At 71.8% G+C, this 15,081-nt stretch carries 12 protein-coding genes and 1 pseudogene; 4 read left to right on the top strand and 9 right to left on the bottom strand.

The window, feature by feature from the left end; translation table 11 throughout:
- Nucleotides 1-21 precede the first annotated feature (21 nt).
- The 3 genes from IPG72_02350 to IPG72_02340 are packed head-to-tail and all read right to left on the bottom strand — an operon-like array spanning nt 22 to nt 2,755.
- Entirely contained in the window at nt 22-612 is a 591-nt protein-coding gene (locus IPG72_02350) for a GDYXXLXY domain-containing protein (GenBank protein MBK6767873.1), read from the bottom strand.
- Nucleotides 609-1,709, bottom strand: coding sequence for a DUF4401 domain-containing protein (locus IPG72_02345; protein ID MBK6767872.1), 1,101 nt, complete (start codon nt 1,707-1,709; stop codon nt 609-611). Before IPG72_02345 ends, IPG72_02350 begins: the two co-directional genes overlap by 4 nt.
- Complete coding sequence (locus IPG72_02340) at nt 1,706-2,755, bottom strand: DUF2157 domain-containing protein (protein MBK6767871.1); 1,050 nt, start codon at nt 2,753-2,755, stop codon at nt 1,706-1,708. The genes IPG72_02345 and IPG72_02340 overlap by 4 nt, the downstream gene beginning before the upstream one ends.
- Before the next feature lie 181 nt (nt 2,756-2,936).
- Between IPG72_02340 and IPG72_02335 the strand changes: the two are divergent.
- A pseudogene (locus tag IPG72_02335) lies at nt 2,937-3,431 on the top strand (SUF system NifU family Fe-S cluster assembly protein).
- Between the two features lie 869 nt (nt 3,432-4,300).
- Here IPG72_02335 and IPG72_02330 read toward each other — a convergent pair.
- The 3 genes from IPG72_02330 to IPG72_02320 form a co-directional block, all read right to left on the bottom strand.
- Complete coding sequence (locus IPG72_02330) at nt 4,301-5,434, bottom strand: hypothetical protein (protein ID MBK6767870.1); 1,134 nt, start codon at nt 5,432-5,434, stop codon at nt 4,301-4,303.
- 6 nt (nt 5,435-5,440) lie between these two features.
- Nucleotides 5,441-6,886: a class II fumarate hydratase gene (locus IPG72_02325; GenBank protein ID MBK6767869.1), complete on the bottom strand. Its 1,446-nt coding sequence runs from the start codon at nt 6,884-6,886 to the stop codon at nt 5,441-5,443.
- A 144-nt stretch (nt 6,887-7,030) separates the two neighbouring features.
- Complete coding sequence (locus IPG72_02320; GenBank protein MBK6767868.1) at nt 7,031-7,690, bottom strand: hypothetical protein; 660 nt, start codon at nt 7,688-7,690, stop codon at nt 7,031-7,033.
- A 189-nt stretch (nt 7,691-7,879) separates the two neighbouring features.
- Here IPG72_02320 and IPG72_02315 point away from each other — a divergent pair, with 189 nt between their 5' ends.
- Nucleotides 7,880-9,382: an alpha/beta hydrolase gene (locus IPG72_02315; protein MBK6767867.1), complete on the top strand. Its 1,503-nt coding sequence runs from the start codon at nt 7,880-7,882 to the stop codon at nt 9,380-9,382.
- Between the two features lie 5 nt (nt 9,383-9,387).
- Here IPG72_02315 and IPG72_02310 read toward each other — a convergent pair whose 3' ends face one another.
- The 3 genes from IPG72_02310 to erpA all read right to left on the bottom strand — a co-directional run bounded on the left by IPG72_02310 (nt 9,388) and on the right by erpA (nt 13,608).
- Nucleotides 9,388-11,532 carry a flotillin family protein gene (locus tag IPG72_02310; protein MBK6767866.1) on the bottom strand — a complete coding sequence of 715 codons (2,145 nt, stop codon included), beginning with the start codon at nt 11,530-11,532 and terminating at the stop codon, nt 9,388-9,390.
- A gap of 283 nt (nt 11,533-11,815) precedes the next feature.
- Complete coding sequence (sufS, locus tag IPG72_02305) at nt 11,816-13,087, bottom strand: SufS family cysteine desulfurase (GenBank protein MBK6767865.1); 1,272 nt, start codon at nt 13,085-13,087, stop codon at nt 11,816-11,818.
- A gap of 44 nt (nt 13,088-13,131) precedes the next feature.
- On the bottom strand, nt 13,132-13,608 hold the full coding sequence (gene erpA, locus IPG72_02300) for an iron-sulfur cluster insertion protein ErpA (protein MBK6767864.1): 477 nt from the start codon (nt 13,606-13,608) through the stop codon (nt 13,132-13,134).
- Between the two features lie 268 nt (nt 13,609-13,876).
- Between erpA and IPG72_02295 the strand changes: the two genes are divergently transcribed.
- Together IPG72_02295 and IPG72_02290 are read left to right on the top strand one after the other, a co-directional pair.
- A complete protein-coding gene (locus tag IPG72_02295) occupies nt 13,877-14,494 on the top strand; it encodes an ArsR family transcriptional regulator (protein ID MBK6767863.1) in 618 nt (205 codons plus the stop codon).
- Nucleotides 14,491-15,027, top strand: coding sequence for a hypothetical protein (locus IPG72_02290; protein ID MBK6767862.1), 537 nt, complete (start codon nt 14,491-14,493; stop codon nt 15,025-15,027). Before IPG72_02295 ends, IPG72_02290 begins: the two co-directional genes overlap by 4 nt.
- Nucleotides 15,028-15,081: the final 54 nt, after the last annotated feature.

Below are 15,081 nucleotides of genomic sequence, written 5' to 3'. Positions count from 1 at the left end.
GGGCCGCTGGACAGCGATCCGTTACGGGCTCGGCGTCGGCGTGGCCACCCTTTCACCGGTCCACCAGCGCGGCGGCGGGGTGGCGACGAGGGCGCGGTCCTCGTCCGCCAGGCCGACGAGGATGACGCGGCCGGTGGCGTCGACGCGGAAGACGCCGTAGCGGGCGGTGCCTTCGAAGTCGGCGCATCGTTCCTCGGGGCAGAACCAGGCGTCCGTGCCGATGATGAGGTCGCTGTCCGACTTGCGGTAGCGCCACAGGACTTCGTCCGGGGCAACGGGGACGCTCTCGACGTGCAGCCGAATGGCCGTCGCCACGCCGTTCGCATCCACGGCGACGGCCATCTTGCCGACGCGCGGCCACATCCGCCAGCGCTCGACTTCCTCGCCGTCGACCCGCACGGGCGTCGTGATCAGGCTTTCGTCCCCCTCGAGGCGGTAGCGCAGGGCCACAAAGCGACCCTGGATGTACGAGAGCGGATCAACGGGGGCCAACGGCATGAGGACCTGGCGGCCCTCGCCGCCGAACAGGCGCTCGAGGCCGACCAACTGGGCGTTGGCGAAGGCGAGCGCGGCGACGAGGCCGAGGGCGCCAAGGGTGCGGCGGGAGATCATCGGCCGTCGCCCACGTTCGGATCGCCCGCCAACCGCAGCCAGACCCAGCGCCCGCCCAGGAGAACGAGCCCGCCGGCCACGAGGATCCCGCTCTTGACGAGCATCGTCTGGTTCATGCTGTAGAAGAAGTGCCAGACCGTCGCGCCCATCGCCGCGACGCCGAGGCCGTGCAGCAGCCCGTCGCGCGCCAGGAAGCCGAGGAGCAGCACGCCGACGGCGGCCAGGATGCCCGGCTCGATCCGGGTGGCGTACGCGAGCGCGGCGACGAGGACGATGAGCACGCCGGCGCCGGCATCGACGATCGGCCGGCCGAGCCGCCCGCGCACCCACAGCAGGAGCCATACGACGCCGATCGCCAGCCCGGCGGTGGCCGGCCAGCGCGCGCCGGGCAAGAACCGGCCGAACGCCGCGATCGTCTCCTGCAGGAGCGCGCCGACGACGAAGACCGCCAGCCCATAACCGGCCGGCGCGGCGTAGTCCGCCAGACGGCCGGCGAGGAGGCGCGGGCGATCGATCCAGAGCCACGCCCCCCCGAAGGCCGCAAGCAGCGTCACGACGTCCCGCGCGTAGGCCACGAACAGCACGTCGTCGACGTCGCCGAGCACGACGAGCAGCCAGGCGCAGGCAAGGCCGCTGGCGAGGAAGCGTTGGAAGAAGTCCGGGTAGGCGATGAAGAGGACGATCTCGAGGGCGGCCATCGCCCCGCCGATGACCGCTTGGTCACCGTTCGCCCACGCCCCGACGCCGATGAACACGAGCACGCGCGCGAGCAGGCTGAGCACGAGCGCGAGCTGGGCCACGAAGTCGGCCACCGCGCCGCGTGCGTCGGCGTCGGACGGGCCCCGGCGGGCGAGGACGATCGATGCGGCAGCCGCCGCGATGCCCCAATAGGCGAAGGCGTCCTCGTCGATCATGCCGGTGGCCGCCAGGAAGCCCGTCACGGACAGCGCGGCGGCCCAGGCCAAGCCGGCGACGAGCAGCCGGACGTACCACGGGCTGCCGCCGGCGTTCGCTGCGCCGGTGCCGCCGGCGCCGGCGTCGCGCGGGAGGCCGGCTGCCGCAAGGGCATCGCCGAGCGTGGGCGGGGGGAGGATCATGGGGCGTCGTCCTCCGCGGCCGCCATCGCCAGCTGCTGGCGCCGCAGCCAGATCGCCGTCAGGCCGCCCTCGGCCAACAGGAACGCGGCCATGACGAGCCACGGCCCGCCGACATCGCTCGACCGCTGGACCCATTCGATCAGCCAGCGGAACATGGCCGCCGTGAGCACCGTGCAGATTCCGAGCATCGCCGCCGCCAGCATGAACAGGTCGGGCCAGCGGCGGCGGAAGAGGACGAGAATCGCCGCCGTCACGATGAGCCAGACGACGAACACCGCCAGCCCGCTCGGCCCGAACCGGAGGTCATCCGGGCCGGCATCGTACCGCAGCACGTCGATGGCGACGTACGCCGCCGCACCGATCGCCAGCGGCGCCAGCGCGGCCAGCGCGACGACGCGCGGGAGCCAGCGCCCCGCCGACAGTCCGGCGCTCGCCGCGCCCTGCGTCCATGACAGCCAGGCGCCGCCGTTCAGCGCGCTGAGCGCGAGGAGAAAACGCGCGACGGCGCCACCGTCGTCCCCGAGGTCGATGATCCACCACAGCCCAAGGGCGAGGTTCGCCAGGATCAACTCGAGCAGCCAGAGCGGCGCGAAGCGCGTCGCCATCAGCCACGGCAGGCCGAGAGCGGCGGTGACGGCAAAGAGCGTCCAAGGGTCGGCGCCCTGCTGGTACGCCTGGCCGATCGCCCCGAGGAGGACGCCGGTGAGCGCCACGGCGGCCATGCCCGCCAGCTGCCCGCCGAGCCGGTCGACACCGGCCCACAGCGCCACCCCCCCGACCGTCACGAGGGCGAGCTCGACGAGCCCGACGCGCCCAAGACGGCCCAGGCTGGCCCAGTTGTAGGCAAAGAACGCGACGATGCCGGTGACGGTCAGCGTCGCGCCGATGGCCAGCATCAACCGGTCCAGGAACCGCCGCCATGCCGCCGCGGGGGGCAGCGCCAACGCCGCGGCCAGCACCCGCCGATAGCCGTCGGCGTCGAGCGCGCCGGCGGCATGCAGGCGGCGCAGGCGGGCAGGGGTGGCGGGGCGGGTGGGGGAGGACATCGGCGCACAGGGTATCGCGGAATCCCCGGGCGGGCCAACGCCGGCCGGAGCACGGGCCGCACACGATGCCACCTTGCCCAAGGTCGCCGCCACCCCTACGATGATCGTCACGCCTGCGGTGCCCGTCGGCGCGATTCTGCTGGCAACGCCCGCTCCCCGCCTCATCACCCCGAAAGACACCATGTCCGACCTACTCGACCTCTACCAGACCGTCATCCTCGAGCACAGCCGCCACCCGCATCACCACGGTCCTCTGACGGGCCCCGACGTCCGCACGGCCGAGGGCGACAACCCGCTGTGCGGGGACCGCGTGAAGCTCTTCGTCCGCGCCGCGAACGACCGGATCGTCGATGTCTCGTTCGAGGGCGACGGCTGTGCGATCAGCATCGCTTCGGCCTCGATGCTGTGCGACGCCGTCATCGGCCGCTCGTTCGGCGAGGCCGAGGCGCTGTTCACGCAGGTCCACGGCTTGATCATGGGCGATGGCGACGGCGATGGTAACGGCGATGGTGATGACGATCGCAACGTCGCCGGCACGGACATCGGCACGGCAGACGACGATCTGTTCAGCCTGGCGGCCGACGTCGGCCCGCTGGCCGCGCTGTCCGGCGTGCGGCGCTTCCCGATGCGCGTGAAGTGCGCGACGCTGGCGTGGCACACGCTCAAGAGCGTCCTGGCCGCCGGGTGGATCGTGGCGCTGATCGTCGGCACGGCGGCGTGCGCGCCGCGGCCGTCCGATGGGCAGGCGGCCGGCGGCACGGCGGCCAGCGACGCCGCCGATCCGGCGCCGCTCGCGCCGACGCGGTCGCTCGATGCGCCCGGCGCGGCGCCGACGCCGGACTCGGCCGCCGGGGCGGCGACCGTGCTGACCCACACCACGGCCTCGACGACGACCGGGTCGACGGACCCATCGAACTCGACCATGCCCGCCGCGCTGCCCACCGTCGCCGACCACGGCGAGCCGCAGGCCGTCGCCGAGATCTTCGCCGCGCAGCTCCAGCTGGCCGACGCGGACGCCTTCCGGATCCGCCAGACCACGCAGACGATCAACCAGACCTTCCCGATGACGTTGACCTATGTCGCCCCCGACCGCTACAGCATGGTCGCGCCGGGCATGCACGCCGCCCGGATCGGCGACAAGGGGTACTTCAACCTCGGCGGCGAGTGGCACCCCGACGACACCGTCGTCGCGACGCTCCAAGCGACGTTCGACCCGCTGCGCAACCCGGCCGTCGTCGCCAACGCGGCCCGCTCGATGGCCGAGGCGCGCGTTCTGGGCACCTCCACCGTCAACGGCGTGCCGGCGAAGCACTACAGCTATGTCGTCGCCGCCGCCAGCGGCGGCACGGCGTTCACCTCGACGTTCGAGATCTGGATCGGTGCCGAGAACGGCCGGATCCTGGTCCAGCAGGTGGACAACGAGGCGTCCGGGATCACGTCGCGTTCGCAGCAGGTGTTCGATTACGGACCGGGTCTGACTGTCGACGGCCCGTAGGGGCACGGCGCGCCGTGCCCCTGTCCCGATTCCGCGACCCCTACCGTCCTCTACCGCCCCAACACCCAAGTCCCCCACGTCCGCGGATCCCCCCACGCCCGGCGCGCGCTCGAGGCGATCATCGTCTGTTGTGCCCTCTCGCCCGTGTCGTTGTCGGTGACGTTCAGCGAAGCGCCGATGGTGTCGATGGCCTGCGGGTTGACGTCGATCGCGGCCCACGGGAGGGCGGCTTCGAGGACGTAGCCGGTGTCGGTCGCCCGGGCGCCGAGGCGGACGCCGGACATCGGCCCGCTGCGCGGGCGCCAGGCGTAGACCTCCGGCGCACGGCCGGCCAGGTCGCCGGGTGAGATGCCGATCTGCCAATCGTCCGCGCTCATCGCCTCGCTGTCGAAATCGCCGGCGAGGTCGGTGTCCAGTTGAAGCTCGACGCCGTCGCCCATGTGCAGGTCGCGGCCCGACGCACCCTGGCTGAAAACGTCATCCGTCACCTCGACGCCGAGGTAGAGCATCTGCTCGTCCCACGCCATGCGAGCGGTGGCCGACAGATCGTCCGCCCCCGACCACGCGCCTCGCCCGAACACGACGTCCGCAATCGACAGCGGCGCGGTCGGCCAGTCGTCCAGCCAACCGTCCATCTGCAGCGTGCTGCCGATGCGCGGGATGGCCCAAACGGGCGCATCCGGGCGGGCGGGGGCGGTCGGGGGCGGCGTGGCGCGGGCCGGCACGTCCGTGCTCGGCGCGGCAAGCTGCGTCGGCACACCCGCGGGCGCCACCACCGTCGGCTCACCCGTCGGCAACGCCGTCGCCACGCCGGGCGGCGCGTCGACGGCACCGTCCGGGTAGAGCCCGGCACTGCGCTCGCCGGCGGCGACGAGCGTTTCGATCGGCCCATTGACGGTGGCGCCGGCGTCCGCGGCGGATGGCGCGGCGGGCAGCGCGGCGGTGGCGGTCGGGCGGGCGGTGCGGCGGGCCAGGTCGACGCCCCGCAGCACGCGCCCGGTCAGGAAGACGACGCCGGCCAGCGCGAAGAGCGCCACGGCGGCCGAGAGGATCCGCACCCACAGCCTCGACCAGCCGGAGGCGTAGACGCTGTCCGCGACGTTCAGGTCATCGACGGGCGTGCCGCACGACGGGCAATACCATGTGGCGCCGCGAATCTTGTGGCCGCACTTTGCGCAGCGCAAGGGTCGTCAATCCCGCGCGTGCGGGTGCGCCAGCGCCACCGGATCGAGGTGGCGGTCGATCTCATCGGCCGTGAGGTCGGTCTGCTCGGCCGTCACGTCCTTCAGCCGCCGGCCCTCGGCGTAGGCCTGCTTGGCGATCTTCGCCGCCCGGTCGTAGCCGATGACCGGGTTGAGGGCCGTCACCAGGATCGGGTTGCGCTCGACCAGGCCGGCGATGTGGTCACGGTTCACGACGAGATCCCGCACGGCGCGGTCCGCCAGGGCCCGGGCGGCACCGGACAAGAAGGCGATGCTCTCGAGGAGGTTGCGGGCGATGACGGGCAGCATGACGGACAGCTCGAAGTTCGCCGCCTGCGCCGCCACCGTGATCGTCGTATGGTTGCCGATCACCTGCGCGCAGACCATCGTGACCGCTTCGGGGATGACCGGGTTGATCTTGCCGGGCATGATGCTCGAGCCCGGCTGCAGCGCCGGCAGCGTGATCTCCGCCAACCCGGCCTGCGGGCCGGAGTTCATCCAGCGCAGGTCGTTGGCGATCTTCATCAGGCTGACGGCCGTCGCGCTCAACGCGCCCGAAACGGCCGCGGCGGTGTCGCTCGTGGCCTGGGCCATGAAGTGGTCGTCCGCCTCGCTGAACGGGTGGCCCGTCAGCGCCGACAGCCGCGCCGCGACCGCCTTCCCGAACCCGGCGCGCGTGTTGATGCCGGTGCCGACCGCCGTGCCGCCGATCGCCAGCTGCGAGAGCTCGGGCAGGAGGGCGTCGATCCGTCCGACGGCGGCGCGAATCTGGCTGGCCCAGGCGCCGAACGCCTGGCCGACGGTCACCGGCATCGCGTCCATCAGGTGCGTCCGCCCGGTCTTCACGACATCGTCGTTCGCCCGCGCCTGCACGTCGATCGCGTCCGCCAGGTGCAGCAGCGATGCGCGCAGGCCGTCCGCCGGGTCGACGATGGCGAGCGCCGCCGCGACGTGGATGGCCGTCGGGATCACGTCGTTGGACGACTGCCCCATGTTCACGTGGTCGTTCGGGTGGACGGGCGCCTTCGTCCCGAGCGGCTGGCCGAGGCGCTGGTTGGCGAGGTTGGCGATGACCTCGTTCGCGTTCGTGTTCGTCGACGTGCCCGAGCCCGTCTGGAAGACGTCGATCGGGAAGTGCGCGTCGTGCGCGCCGTCGGCGACGTCGCGCGCGGCGGCCTCGATCGAATCGGCGAGGTCGTCCGGCAGATCGCCCAGCGCCTGGTTCACGCCGGCGGCGGCGAGCTTCACGAGGCCGAGGGCGTGGAGGAAGCGGCGGGAGAAGACAAGGCCGCTGATGCCGCTGAAGTTGTCGACGGCGCGCTGGGTGGAGGCGCCCCAGAGGGCGTCGGCGGGGACGGGGACGTCGCCGAGGGAGTCGCGTTCGGGGCGGGTGGGGGGCGGCGTCTGGGGCGGATTGGCGAGGGGCGTGGACATGCGCGCGGTCACTTTCGGGGAGGGGGCGGGGACGGTGGATTGTAGCATCGGGGCGTTCGGCTGCCTGGCGCGCGGGCAGGATCCCCGGTCGCTCGGACCTCGCCGCAGGTCCGAGCGCTCAGCGCGATTTCTCCCGGCTCGTGCCTACGGACAGCCGCACTTGAAGACCACCGAGTTCAGCGTCGGGTGGAACGGCACGCCCGGATTCAGCAGCGTCAGTCGCGACTTGCGCGGGTTGAACGGCCCGAACGGGACGGCGGTGTTGCATCGCTCGCCCCACCCCAGCACACGGCTCGGGTCCGCGAGCGCGGCATCGACCACGACGGCCGGAACGCGGTTGGCGAGCTTCGGGCATGCCTGCGGCGTCAACGGCGGCCCGCACGGTCCGGCGATCTGGACGCGGACTGCGACCGGGCCCTCCAATGGACGGCCCGCGATGCTGGAGCCGCAGACCGCGCTCGTCAGCTCGATGCGGACGTCCCGCCCGACGTAGCCCGCCAGCTGGCCGGGGGCGCTCTCCGAGACCTGGATGACCGCACCGCCACATGTCGTGAGCGGGTAGTACGAGCACGCATCGGCGACGGCGACATAGGCGCCGAGGTTGCCTTCGGCGAAGGCCGGGACGGGATCGGCAGCGAGCGGGCGGGCGTTCACGGCGGCGGGTGCGGCCGCAAGGGGCGCGGCGGCGGAATGCACGGGACGGACACGCGGAAGGGCGAGGACGAGCGCGGCGACGGCAGCCGTGACGAGGGCGGCAAGCGCGGGGCGCGGGCGACGTGCGCCGATGTTGGGGCGAGTGGTCATCGGGGACTCCATCAAGGCGATGCGGAACGTTGGCTCACCAATCTTGCGTCAGAGCAGCCGATCGTGCACTCCGAGCCGTTCGGCTCCGTGGTGCGAAGTAGGCGGGGTTGGCGGGCGGTGAAGCCACGGCCCTTCGGATCCACGGCGCGCTAAGTTCGCGTCCGGGTCCCTACGGCGTATCATGCCCGCATGCCTGCCAACGCGCGCTCGCTCGCCCCTGCCCGCATCGCTGGCGTCGCGGCCCTCGCCGCGCTGCCCTTCCTCGCCACCCACGCCCTGCCCGCCGCTCCCCCACCGGCCCACGCCCAGCCAGCACCCCCCACCCGCTACGTCGACCTCGCCTTCGACCGCGTCACCCGCACGAACGACCTCACCTACGCCACTGCCATCGACAAGCCCACCGGCCGCCCCGTCGACCTCAAGCTGGACATCTACGAGCCGGCCGGTGACTCCTCCCCTGCCCGCCCCGTCTTCGTCTTCCTGTTCGGCGGCGGATTCGTCTCCGGCAACAAAGAGCTCGAACCGCGCGTCTACGCGGAGCAGATGGCCCGCCGCGGCTACGTATCGGTGGCGATCAGCTACCGCCTGAACCAGGGCGACATCGCCCGCGACGGCATCCCGGCCGCCGTCGCCGACGCCCGCCAAGCCGTGCGCTGGCTGCGGTCGAACGCGGCGACGTACCGCCTGGACACCGACCGCATCGTCATCGGCGGCTCGTCGGCCGGCGCGATCACGTCGCTCTTCCTGGCCTACACGGACGTCGCGCGCCCTGCGGGCGGCGGTGCCGACGACGCGTCCGACGATGGTTCCGACGTCGCCCTTGTGATGGACCTCTGGGGCGGCCTCTACAACCAAGTGAACGACCTCGAAGCCGGCGAGCCGCCGCTGGCGATCGTCCACGGCACGGCGGACAACATCGTGCCGTTCGGCGAGGCGACGAAGCTACGCGATCGGGCGGAGGCCGTCGGTGTGCCGTTCGCGTACCATCCGCTGGAGGGGAAGGGGCACGCGCCGTACATGCCCATCGAGCTGATGACGACGTTGGCGCCGTTCTTTGCCGAGCAGCTCTGGCCGGCGGGGGTGGAGCGGATGCCGGACCTGGCGGCGACGGACCGCCTGCACGTCAGCCACCGCTTCATGACGTTGGGCCGGACCGACGACGCATCGATCAACGTCCAGCGGGCACCCGATGCCTGGCACGGCACGGCCAACTTCAAGGTCGATGCCTGGCAGTGGCGCTTTGTCCTTGAGGCGTCCGAAGCGGTCACGATCTCGCATCAGGCGATGGCGACATTCCTGGATGAGCTTGCCGACACGCCTCTCGAGGCCTCGCTGCCACTGCCGACAGCGACCGCAATGCCGGACGTGTACTCGACGTTCGCGTTCGATCTGGCCACAGGCGACGACGCCATCGTCGGCTTCACGAGCCACACATCGACGTTCTTCCGCCGCCGAAACAAGCCGTACTTCGTCGCACTCGACGGTCGCACCTGGATGACGGACGGCGACGAGCCGGACCGGGCGCTGGCCGCCATCTACGACGCGCTGGGCTTCGACACGCTCGATCGGCTGATCCGGGAGGCCGAACTGGGGCCGACGGCCGTGCCTTCGCCGCAACCACACGGGACCGCGACGCCGCTTCCAAAGCCGGCGCCGCGGTCCCGTGTCTGGCTACCCGTTGCGATGCGCTAGCGCGCTCACGCCGGCGTCGCCCCTGCCGTCGATCCCGCCGGCGCGCCGGGTGTTCCCGTGCCCGAGGGCGTCGACTGTGCGGGCGCTGCCGGCGGAGCGGCCACCGCCTCCGACACCTCCTCCACCTTCTTGAACATCCCCTCCCGAATCTGCTTCCGCATCGCCTCGACCTCCGGGCTCCGCCCGCCCCCCTCGCCGTCGCCACCGCCCGCGCTCGCCAGCCCGCCGACCTTGTCGCTCAGCAGCATCGCCAGCAACGCCTCGACGAGGCTGCCGCTCCCGCCGCCCCCGCCGAACGCCCCGCCGCCGCCCGACGACCCATCGCCGCCCGCACCGCCGCCGCTGCCGCCGATGAGGATCTTCGGCACGACGTCGACCCCCGAGGCCTCGATCGCCTCGGCGAACCGGTTCATCACCGCCTGCATCACCTGGAACTGCGGCCCGCCGTACGCCCGCACCTGCTCCTCGATGGCCATCGCCTGTCCGATGCCGATGCGGGCCGCCTTCTCGCCCTCGGCCTCGGCCAGCGCGCGGATCTGGGCGGCCTGCTGCAACGCCCGCTGGTAGTCCGCCTTGCCCTGGTTGCTTTGGATCGTGATCTCGACCTCTGACTCCGTCAGCTTCTGCTGCTGGCGCGCCCTGGCCTCGGCCTCGCGCAGGACGCGCTCCTGGAAGGCCGCCCGCTCCTGGCGCTTGTAGGTCTCGACCTGCTCTTCGGCGATCTGGCGGCTGCGCAGCTGCGTCAGGATCACCTCGATCTTGTCGTCGCCGCTGCTCGAGGCCGGCGTGCCGATCAGGACCTCTTCCAGCTCGAGGTTGTAGTGGTGGAACTTGGCCTTCATCTCGATGCTGGCCTGTTCCTGGATCTGGTTCCGCTCCTGGATCAGCTGGATGAGCGTTCGCGTCTGGCCGATGTTCTTGAAGTACGCCGACACCATCGGGTCCAGCGTCTGCTCCACCAGCCGCTTCACATCGCCGAAGCGCTGGATCACGAGCGGCGCCTGGCGGTAGTCGATGTGGATGACCACCGACAGCGGCAGGTTCGGCTCGAACGCGTCCTTCGTGATCAACGAGACCTCGGACAGGTTCTCGTCCAGGTTGTGCGACCCGAACTCGCTGCGCACCCACTTCAGGATGAAGTTGGTCGTCGGCACCATGTTGACCTTGCCGGCGTACGTGTTGAACGCGTACTTGCCCGGCAGGAGCGGCTCGCTCCAGACGCCGCGGCTGCCGCGCGTTACGAGCTCGCCGTGCTTGTAGTCCGTGCCCGAGATGTCCGTGCCGACCTCGCCGATGTAGGACACGACGACCCCGACGTAGCCCACGTCGACGACGGTCTTCGGGATCGTCTCGACCGTGGCGAACAGGCGGTTCAGGTAGTACGTGCCCTCGACGAGCACCTGCAGCTGCCGGCCGCGCATGCCGCCGGCGGCCAGGAACTTGTCGGCGTCCTGGAAGCTGTTGTGGTACGTGTCGGCGTGGGCCGGGTCGTCGCCCATCGTCGGGGCGATGATCGCACCCTGCGGCAATGACGGCCCGTCGTGGACGGTGACGACGCCGGCGAGGTCGTCCGCGTCCTTGATGATCACCGCGCGGAAGCCGTCCCGCTGGGTGATCATGTCGGCCATCTGCTTGATGATCTCGGCCTCTTCGCCGGACAGCGCCAGCGCGTAGACCTTCTCGTCCGTGATCACGGCGAACTGCGCCAGGTTGAAGGCGTAGATCCCCTCGCGGAGCACCTGGCGCTGCGGCCCGCGCTGCCCGCCGCCGCGCAGAAACGCATCCGCGTCCTCGAAGTTCACGACGCGTGAGTTGGACGCCAGCGTCTGCCCCGGCTCGAGCCGCGCGCCGTCGCGGGCGAAGATGTAGCCGAGCTTGCCCTGCGGGATCGTGACGAGCGGGATGCTGTGGATCTTGTACTGCAGCGGCATCCGGAAGTGCAGCCCGCCGCGCAGCACCTGCGGCTGATAGCCGGCCTCGCCGTTGAGGGCGATGAAGCCGCTCTTGAGCGAGCCGCGCCCACTGAACCGCTTCTCGACGATCGCGACGCGGTTGTTCGGGATGAAGCGGATGCCGCTGAAGCGCGGGAACAGCCACCACGCCGTCGGCAGGGCGATGACGGCCAGGAACAGCCAGACGAACGGGCTCATGGTTGGTGTGATCCTCCTTGCGCGTGTGCGTCGGGGCGGCACGGTGCCGTCCGGGGGACGCAGCACGGGGGGATCATACGATGGATGGGCGGATGGGGTTGTGGTGTGCGGCGAGGCCCCCGCCCTGGCTGGCCTGCGGCCAGCCTGTCCCTCCCCCAATTCTGGGGGAGGGTCTTGAACGAGTCGCATTCGTTCTGCACCCCGCCCCCAGTATTGGGGGAGGGGTCGGCGCGCGACAGCGCGCCGGGGGCGGGGGCCTCCTCGGCCACGCGAGCCCCTTTGTCTAAACCCCAAACACCCCCCGCGCCCGGGCGATCCCCGCCACCAGCGCGTCGATGTCCGCCGTACCGTTGTACACCTGGAAGCTCGCCCGCGCCGTCGCCGCCAGCCCCAACCGCGCGTGCAGCGGCATCGTGCAGTGGTGGCCGGCGCGGACGCACAGGCCGTCGCCGTCGAGCAGCGTCGCCAGGTCGTGCGCGTGCACGCCGTCGACCGTGAAGGCCACCGAGCCGCAGCGCGACGGGGCGTCGAGCGGGCCGGCGATGCGGACGCCGGGCGCGTCGCCGAGCCGCTCGAGGGCGTAGGCGACGAGCGATGCATCGTGGGCGGCGCAGGCGTCGAGGCCGAGGCGGTCCAGGTAGTCGGCGGCGGCGGCGAGCGCGACGGCATCCGCGACGGACGGCGTGCCGGCCTCGAAGCGCTGCGGCGGATCGGCGTATGTGCTGTCGGTCGGTGTCACGCGCCGGATCATCTCGCCGCCGCCCTGCCACGGCGGCATCCCGGCCAGGATCGAGGCCCGCGCCCAGAGGAAGCCGATGCCCATCGGGCCCATCATCTTGTGCCCACTGGCGGCCAGGAAGTCGACGCCGAGCGCGGTGACGTCCACCTTCCGGTGCGGCACGCTCTGCGCCGCGTCCAGCAGCACCTTCGCACCGACGCGCCGCGCGGCGGCGACGATGTCGGCGACGGGATTGACGGTGCCGACGGCGTTCGAGATGTGGGCGACTGCGATCAGCTTGACGGTCTCGTCGACCAGGCCGTCGAGCCCGTCGAGGTCGAGGCGGCCGTCGGGTGTGATCGGGACCACGCGCAGCCGGCAGCCGGTCCGGGCGGCCAGCAGATGCCACGGCACGAGGTTGCTGTGGTGCTCCATCTCCGTGACGACGATCGTGTCGCCAGCGGAGACGTTCGCCGGTCCCCACGCGCCGGCCACGAGGTTCACGGCCTCCGTCGTCCCGCGCGTGAAGACGACCTCGGCCGCATCGCGCGCGCCGATGAAGCGGGCGATCCGGGCGCGGGCCGCCTCGTAGGCCAGCGTCGCGTCGGCCGCCAGCGTGTAGGCGCCCCGGTGGACGTTCGCGTTGTGGTGCGTGTAGAAGTCGAGGAGCGCGTCGAGAACCGCTTGCGGCTTCTGGGCCGTTGCGGCGCTGTCGAGGTAGATCAGCTCGGGATGGGCGACGAGGAGCGGAAAGTCACGTCGGATGGCCGCCGGATCGAGACCGGGCACGGGATCGGCGACAGGGGAGCCGGCCGAGACCGAAGCCGCCTGCGGCATCAGCGACGTCGTTGCCGCCGCGATCGGCTCAGTCCCGCCTTCGATCAACTGCAGCCGCAGCCGCCACCACCGCTGCCGTGGCTGCCGCAGCCGCCGCCCTGCGCCTTGGCCTCGCCCTCGGCCCCGGACGATGCCTGATCGGACGTCTTGAACGACGTGCCGCAGCCGCAGCTCGACACGGCGTTCGGGTTCTCGATCTTGAAGCCGCCGCCCATCAGCGAGTCGGTGAAGTCGATCGTGGCGCCCTGCAGGTAGGGGAGGCTCACGGGATCGACGACGACCTTGACGCCCTCGCTCTCGAAGACCTGGTCGGCCTCATCCATCTCGTTGTCGAAGGCCATGCCGTACTGCAGGCCCGAGCAGCCGCCGCCGCTGACGAACACGCGCAGCGCCGCATCCGTCATGCCCTTCTGGGCCATGACTTCGGACAGCTTGACCGCCGCAGTCGAAGACAGGGTGACCGGGGAGAGCGTAACGAACGTCGTCGTGCGGACGGCGGGGGCAGTATCTTCGCGGATCATGGCATGCACTCCTGCTGTTGGGGTCCCTGGTGATCCGAAAACGGGGATCCGACGACGGCTCGATCGGCCTGCCGACGGACTCGGACGATGCCGCAAGTGTAGCACAGCGCAGGCAGCGGTGAGGCGGCCGGCCGCACGTGCGATCCGCACTGCGCGCCCGCATCAACCACCCGATCCACCACCTGCTCAACCACCCGATCATCCTCCCGATCAACGTCCCGCGATGCCGGGGCGCACCCGCATCGTCTCGAGACGGTATAATCGCCCCATGCAGAGCACCCGGCGCGACATCCTACAGTACCTGCGTGAGCACGGCACGGGCTCGGTCGAGGCGTTGGCCGAGGCGGTCGGGCTGGCGCCGGTGACGGTGCGCCATCACCTGCACCTGCTGCGGGACGATGGTCTCGTCGATGTCGCCGCCGAGCCCGCCGGGCGCGGGCGACCGCGGCACGTGTTTCGGTTGTCGCAGACGGGCGGGCAGGCGATCGTGGAAGACAACCGGTTCGCCGTCCTGACCGCGCGGCTCCTCGACGCGATGCGCGCCGCGGACCGCGGCCAGGTCGAGGGCGTCTTCGCGGCGATGGCCGAGTCGATCGCCGACACGAACCGCGGCTCGTTCGCCGACCGGCCCGTCGAAGACCGTCTCGACGCGGTCGTGTCGCTCCTGGCGGCCGAGGGGTTCACGACGAGCTGGCAGCCGGAGGGGGACGGCTTCGTCCTGCACCAGCTTTCGTGCCCGTTCCATGCCCTTGGCGAGCAGCACCGCGAGGTCTGTTGCATGGACGAACGGCTCATCGAGGCCGTCGTCGGCGGCGCGGTGGAGCGCGAGGAATGGCGGATGGACGGCAGCGCCACGTGCATCTACCGCATCCGAACCGCGGTGTGAACCCCGAACGTGCTTGGGCGCGGCCGGCCCATCCGGCATGGCTCGGCGCGATCGGCGGCGCGGTCGCCGGCGCGGCGGCGCTGCTGGCGCTCGTCGGCGGCGCCCAGATGGAGGCCCGCCTGCTGGCCGGGGGCGTGCGCGGCTGGGCCGTGCCGCTGAACGCCGTCGGCGCGACGGTTGTCCGCTGGCTCCAGATCGGCCAGAGCCAGGCATTCGACGGGCTGTACGCCGATGCGACCCCGCTCGGCGCCGTGCTCGTCGTCGCGGGCGGTGCCCTGTTCGGCGGCTGCCTCGGCGCACTGCTCGGCCGCGCGCCCGACGAGCCGCGTCGGGCGTGGGCGATCGCGGCAGCCATCGGCGCGTGGGCGCTGGTCCGTTGGGCCGTCGCGCCGGCGCTCGATCCGGTGCTGCTGCGGGAGGTCGACGGCCGCGTGCTGTTCGCGTCCTGGCTGGTGTGGGGCTTGGTCGCCGGGGCCTGGCTCGAGGCGATGCACGTGCGGCCCGGGTGGCGGCTGGGCGACAGAGCCGACTGAACGGTTCGCCCGCCCTGTCCGACTGGGCGTAACGTGATTCCCTCGGCGTGCGTC

It is taken from the genome of Candidatus Avedoeria danica (assembly GCA_016703025.1).
In the GTDB taxonomy this organism is placed as follows: Bacteria; Chloroflexota; Anaerolineae; order Epilineales; family Epilineaceae; genus Avedoeria; species Avedoeria danica.
Note: the sequence above shows the minus strand (reverse complement) of the source record. Positions and strands in the feature narration are given on the sequence as shown.

What these genes read in the sequence shown, in the direction of transcription:
- IPG72_02340 (MBK6767871.1), bottom strand. Translation starts at nt 2,755, where the DNA reads ATGTCCTCCCCCACCCGCCCCGCCACCCCTGCCCGCCTGCGCCGCCTG.
- erpA (MBK6767864.1), bottom strand. Translation starts at nt 13,608, where the DNA reads ATGATCCGCGAAGATACTGCCCCCGCCGTCCGCACGACGACGTTCGTT.
- IPG72_02345 (MBK6767872.1), bottom strand. Translation starts at nt 1,709, where the DNA reads ATGATCCTCCCCCCGCCCACGCTCGGCGATGCCCTTGCGGCAGCCGGC.
- IPG72_02350 (MBK6767873.1), bottom strand. Translation starts at nt 612, where the DNA reads ATGATCTCCCGCCGCACCCTTGGCGCCCTCGGCCTCGTCGCCGCGCTC.
- IPG72_02320 (MBK6767868.1), bottom strand. Translation starts at nt 7,690, where the DNA reads ATGACCACTCGCCCCAACATCGGCGCACGTCGCCCGCGCCCCGCGCTT.
- IPG72_02310 (MBK6767866.1), bottom strand. Translation starts at nt 11,532, where the DNA reads ATGAGCCCGTTCGTCTGGCTGTTCCTGGCCGTCATCGCCCTGCCGACG.
- IPG72_02295 (MBK6767863.1), top strand. Translation starts at nt 13,877, where the DNA reads ATGCAGAGCACCCGGCGCGACATCCTACAGTACCTGCGTGAGCACGGC.
- sufS (MBK6767865.1), bottom strand. Translation starts at nt 13,087, where the DNA reads ATGCCGCAGGCGGCTTCGGTCTCGGCCGGCTCCCCTGTCGCCGATCCC.
- IPG72_02315 (MBK6767867.1), top strand. Translation starts at nt 7,880, where the DNA reads ATGCCTGCCAACGCGCGCTCGCTCGCCCCTGCCCGCATCGCTGGCGTC.
- IPG72_02325 (MBK6767869.1), bottom strand. Translation starts at nt 6,886, where the DNA reads ATGTCCACGCCCCTCGCCAATCCGCCCCAGACGCCGCCCCCCACCCGC.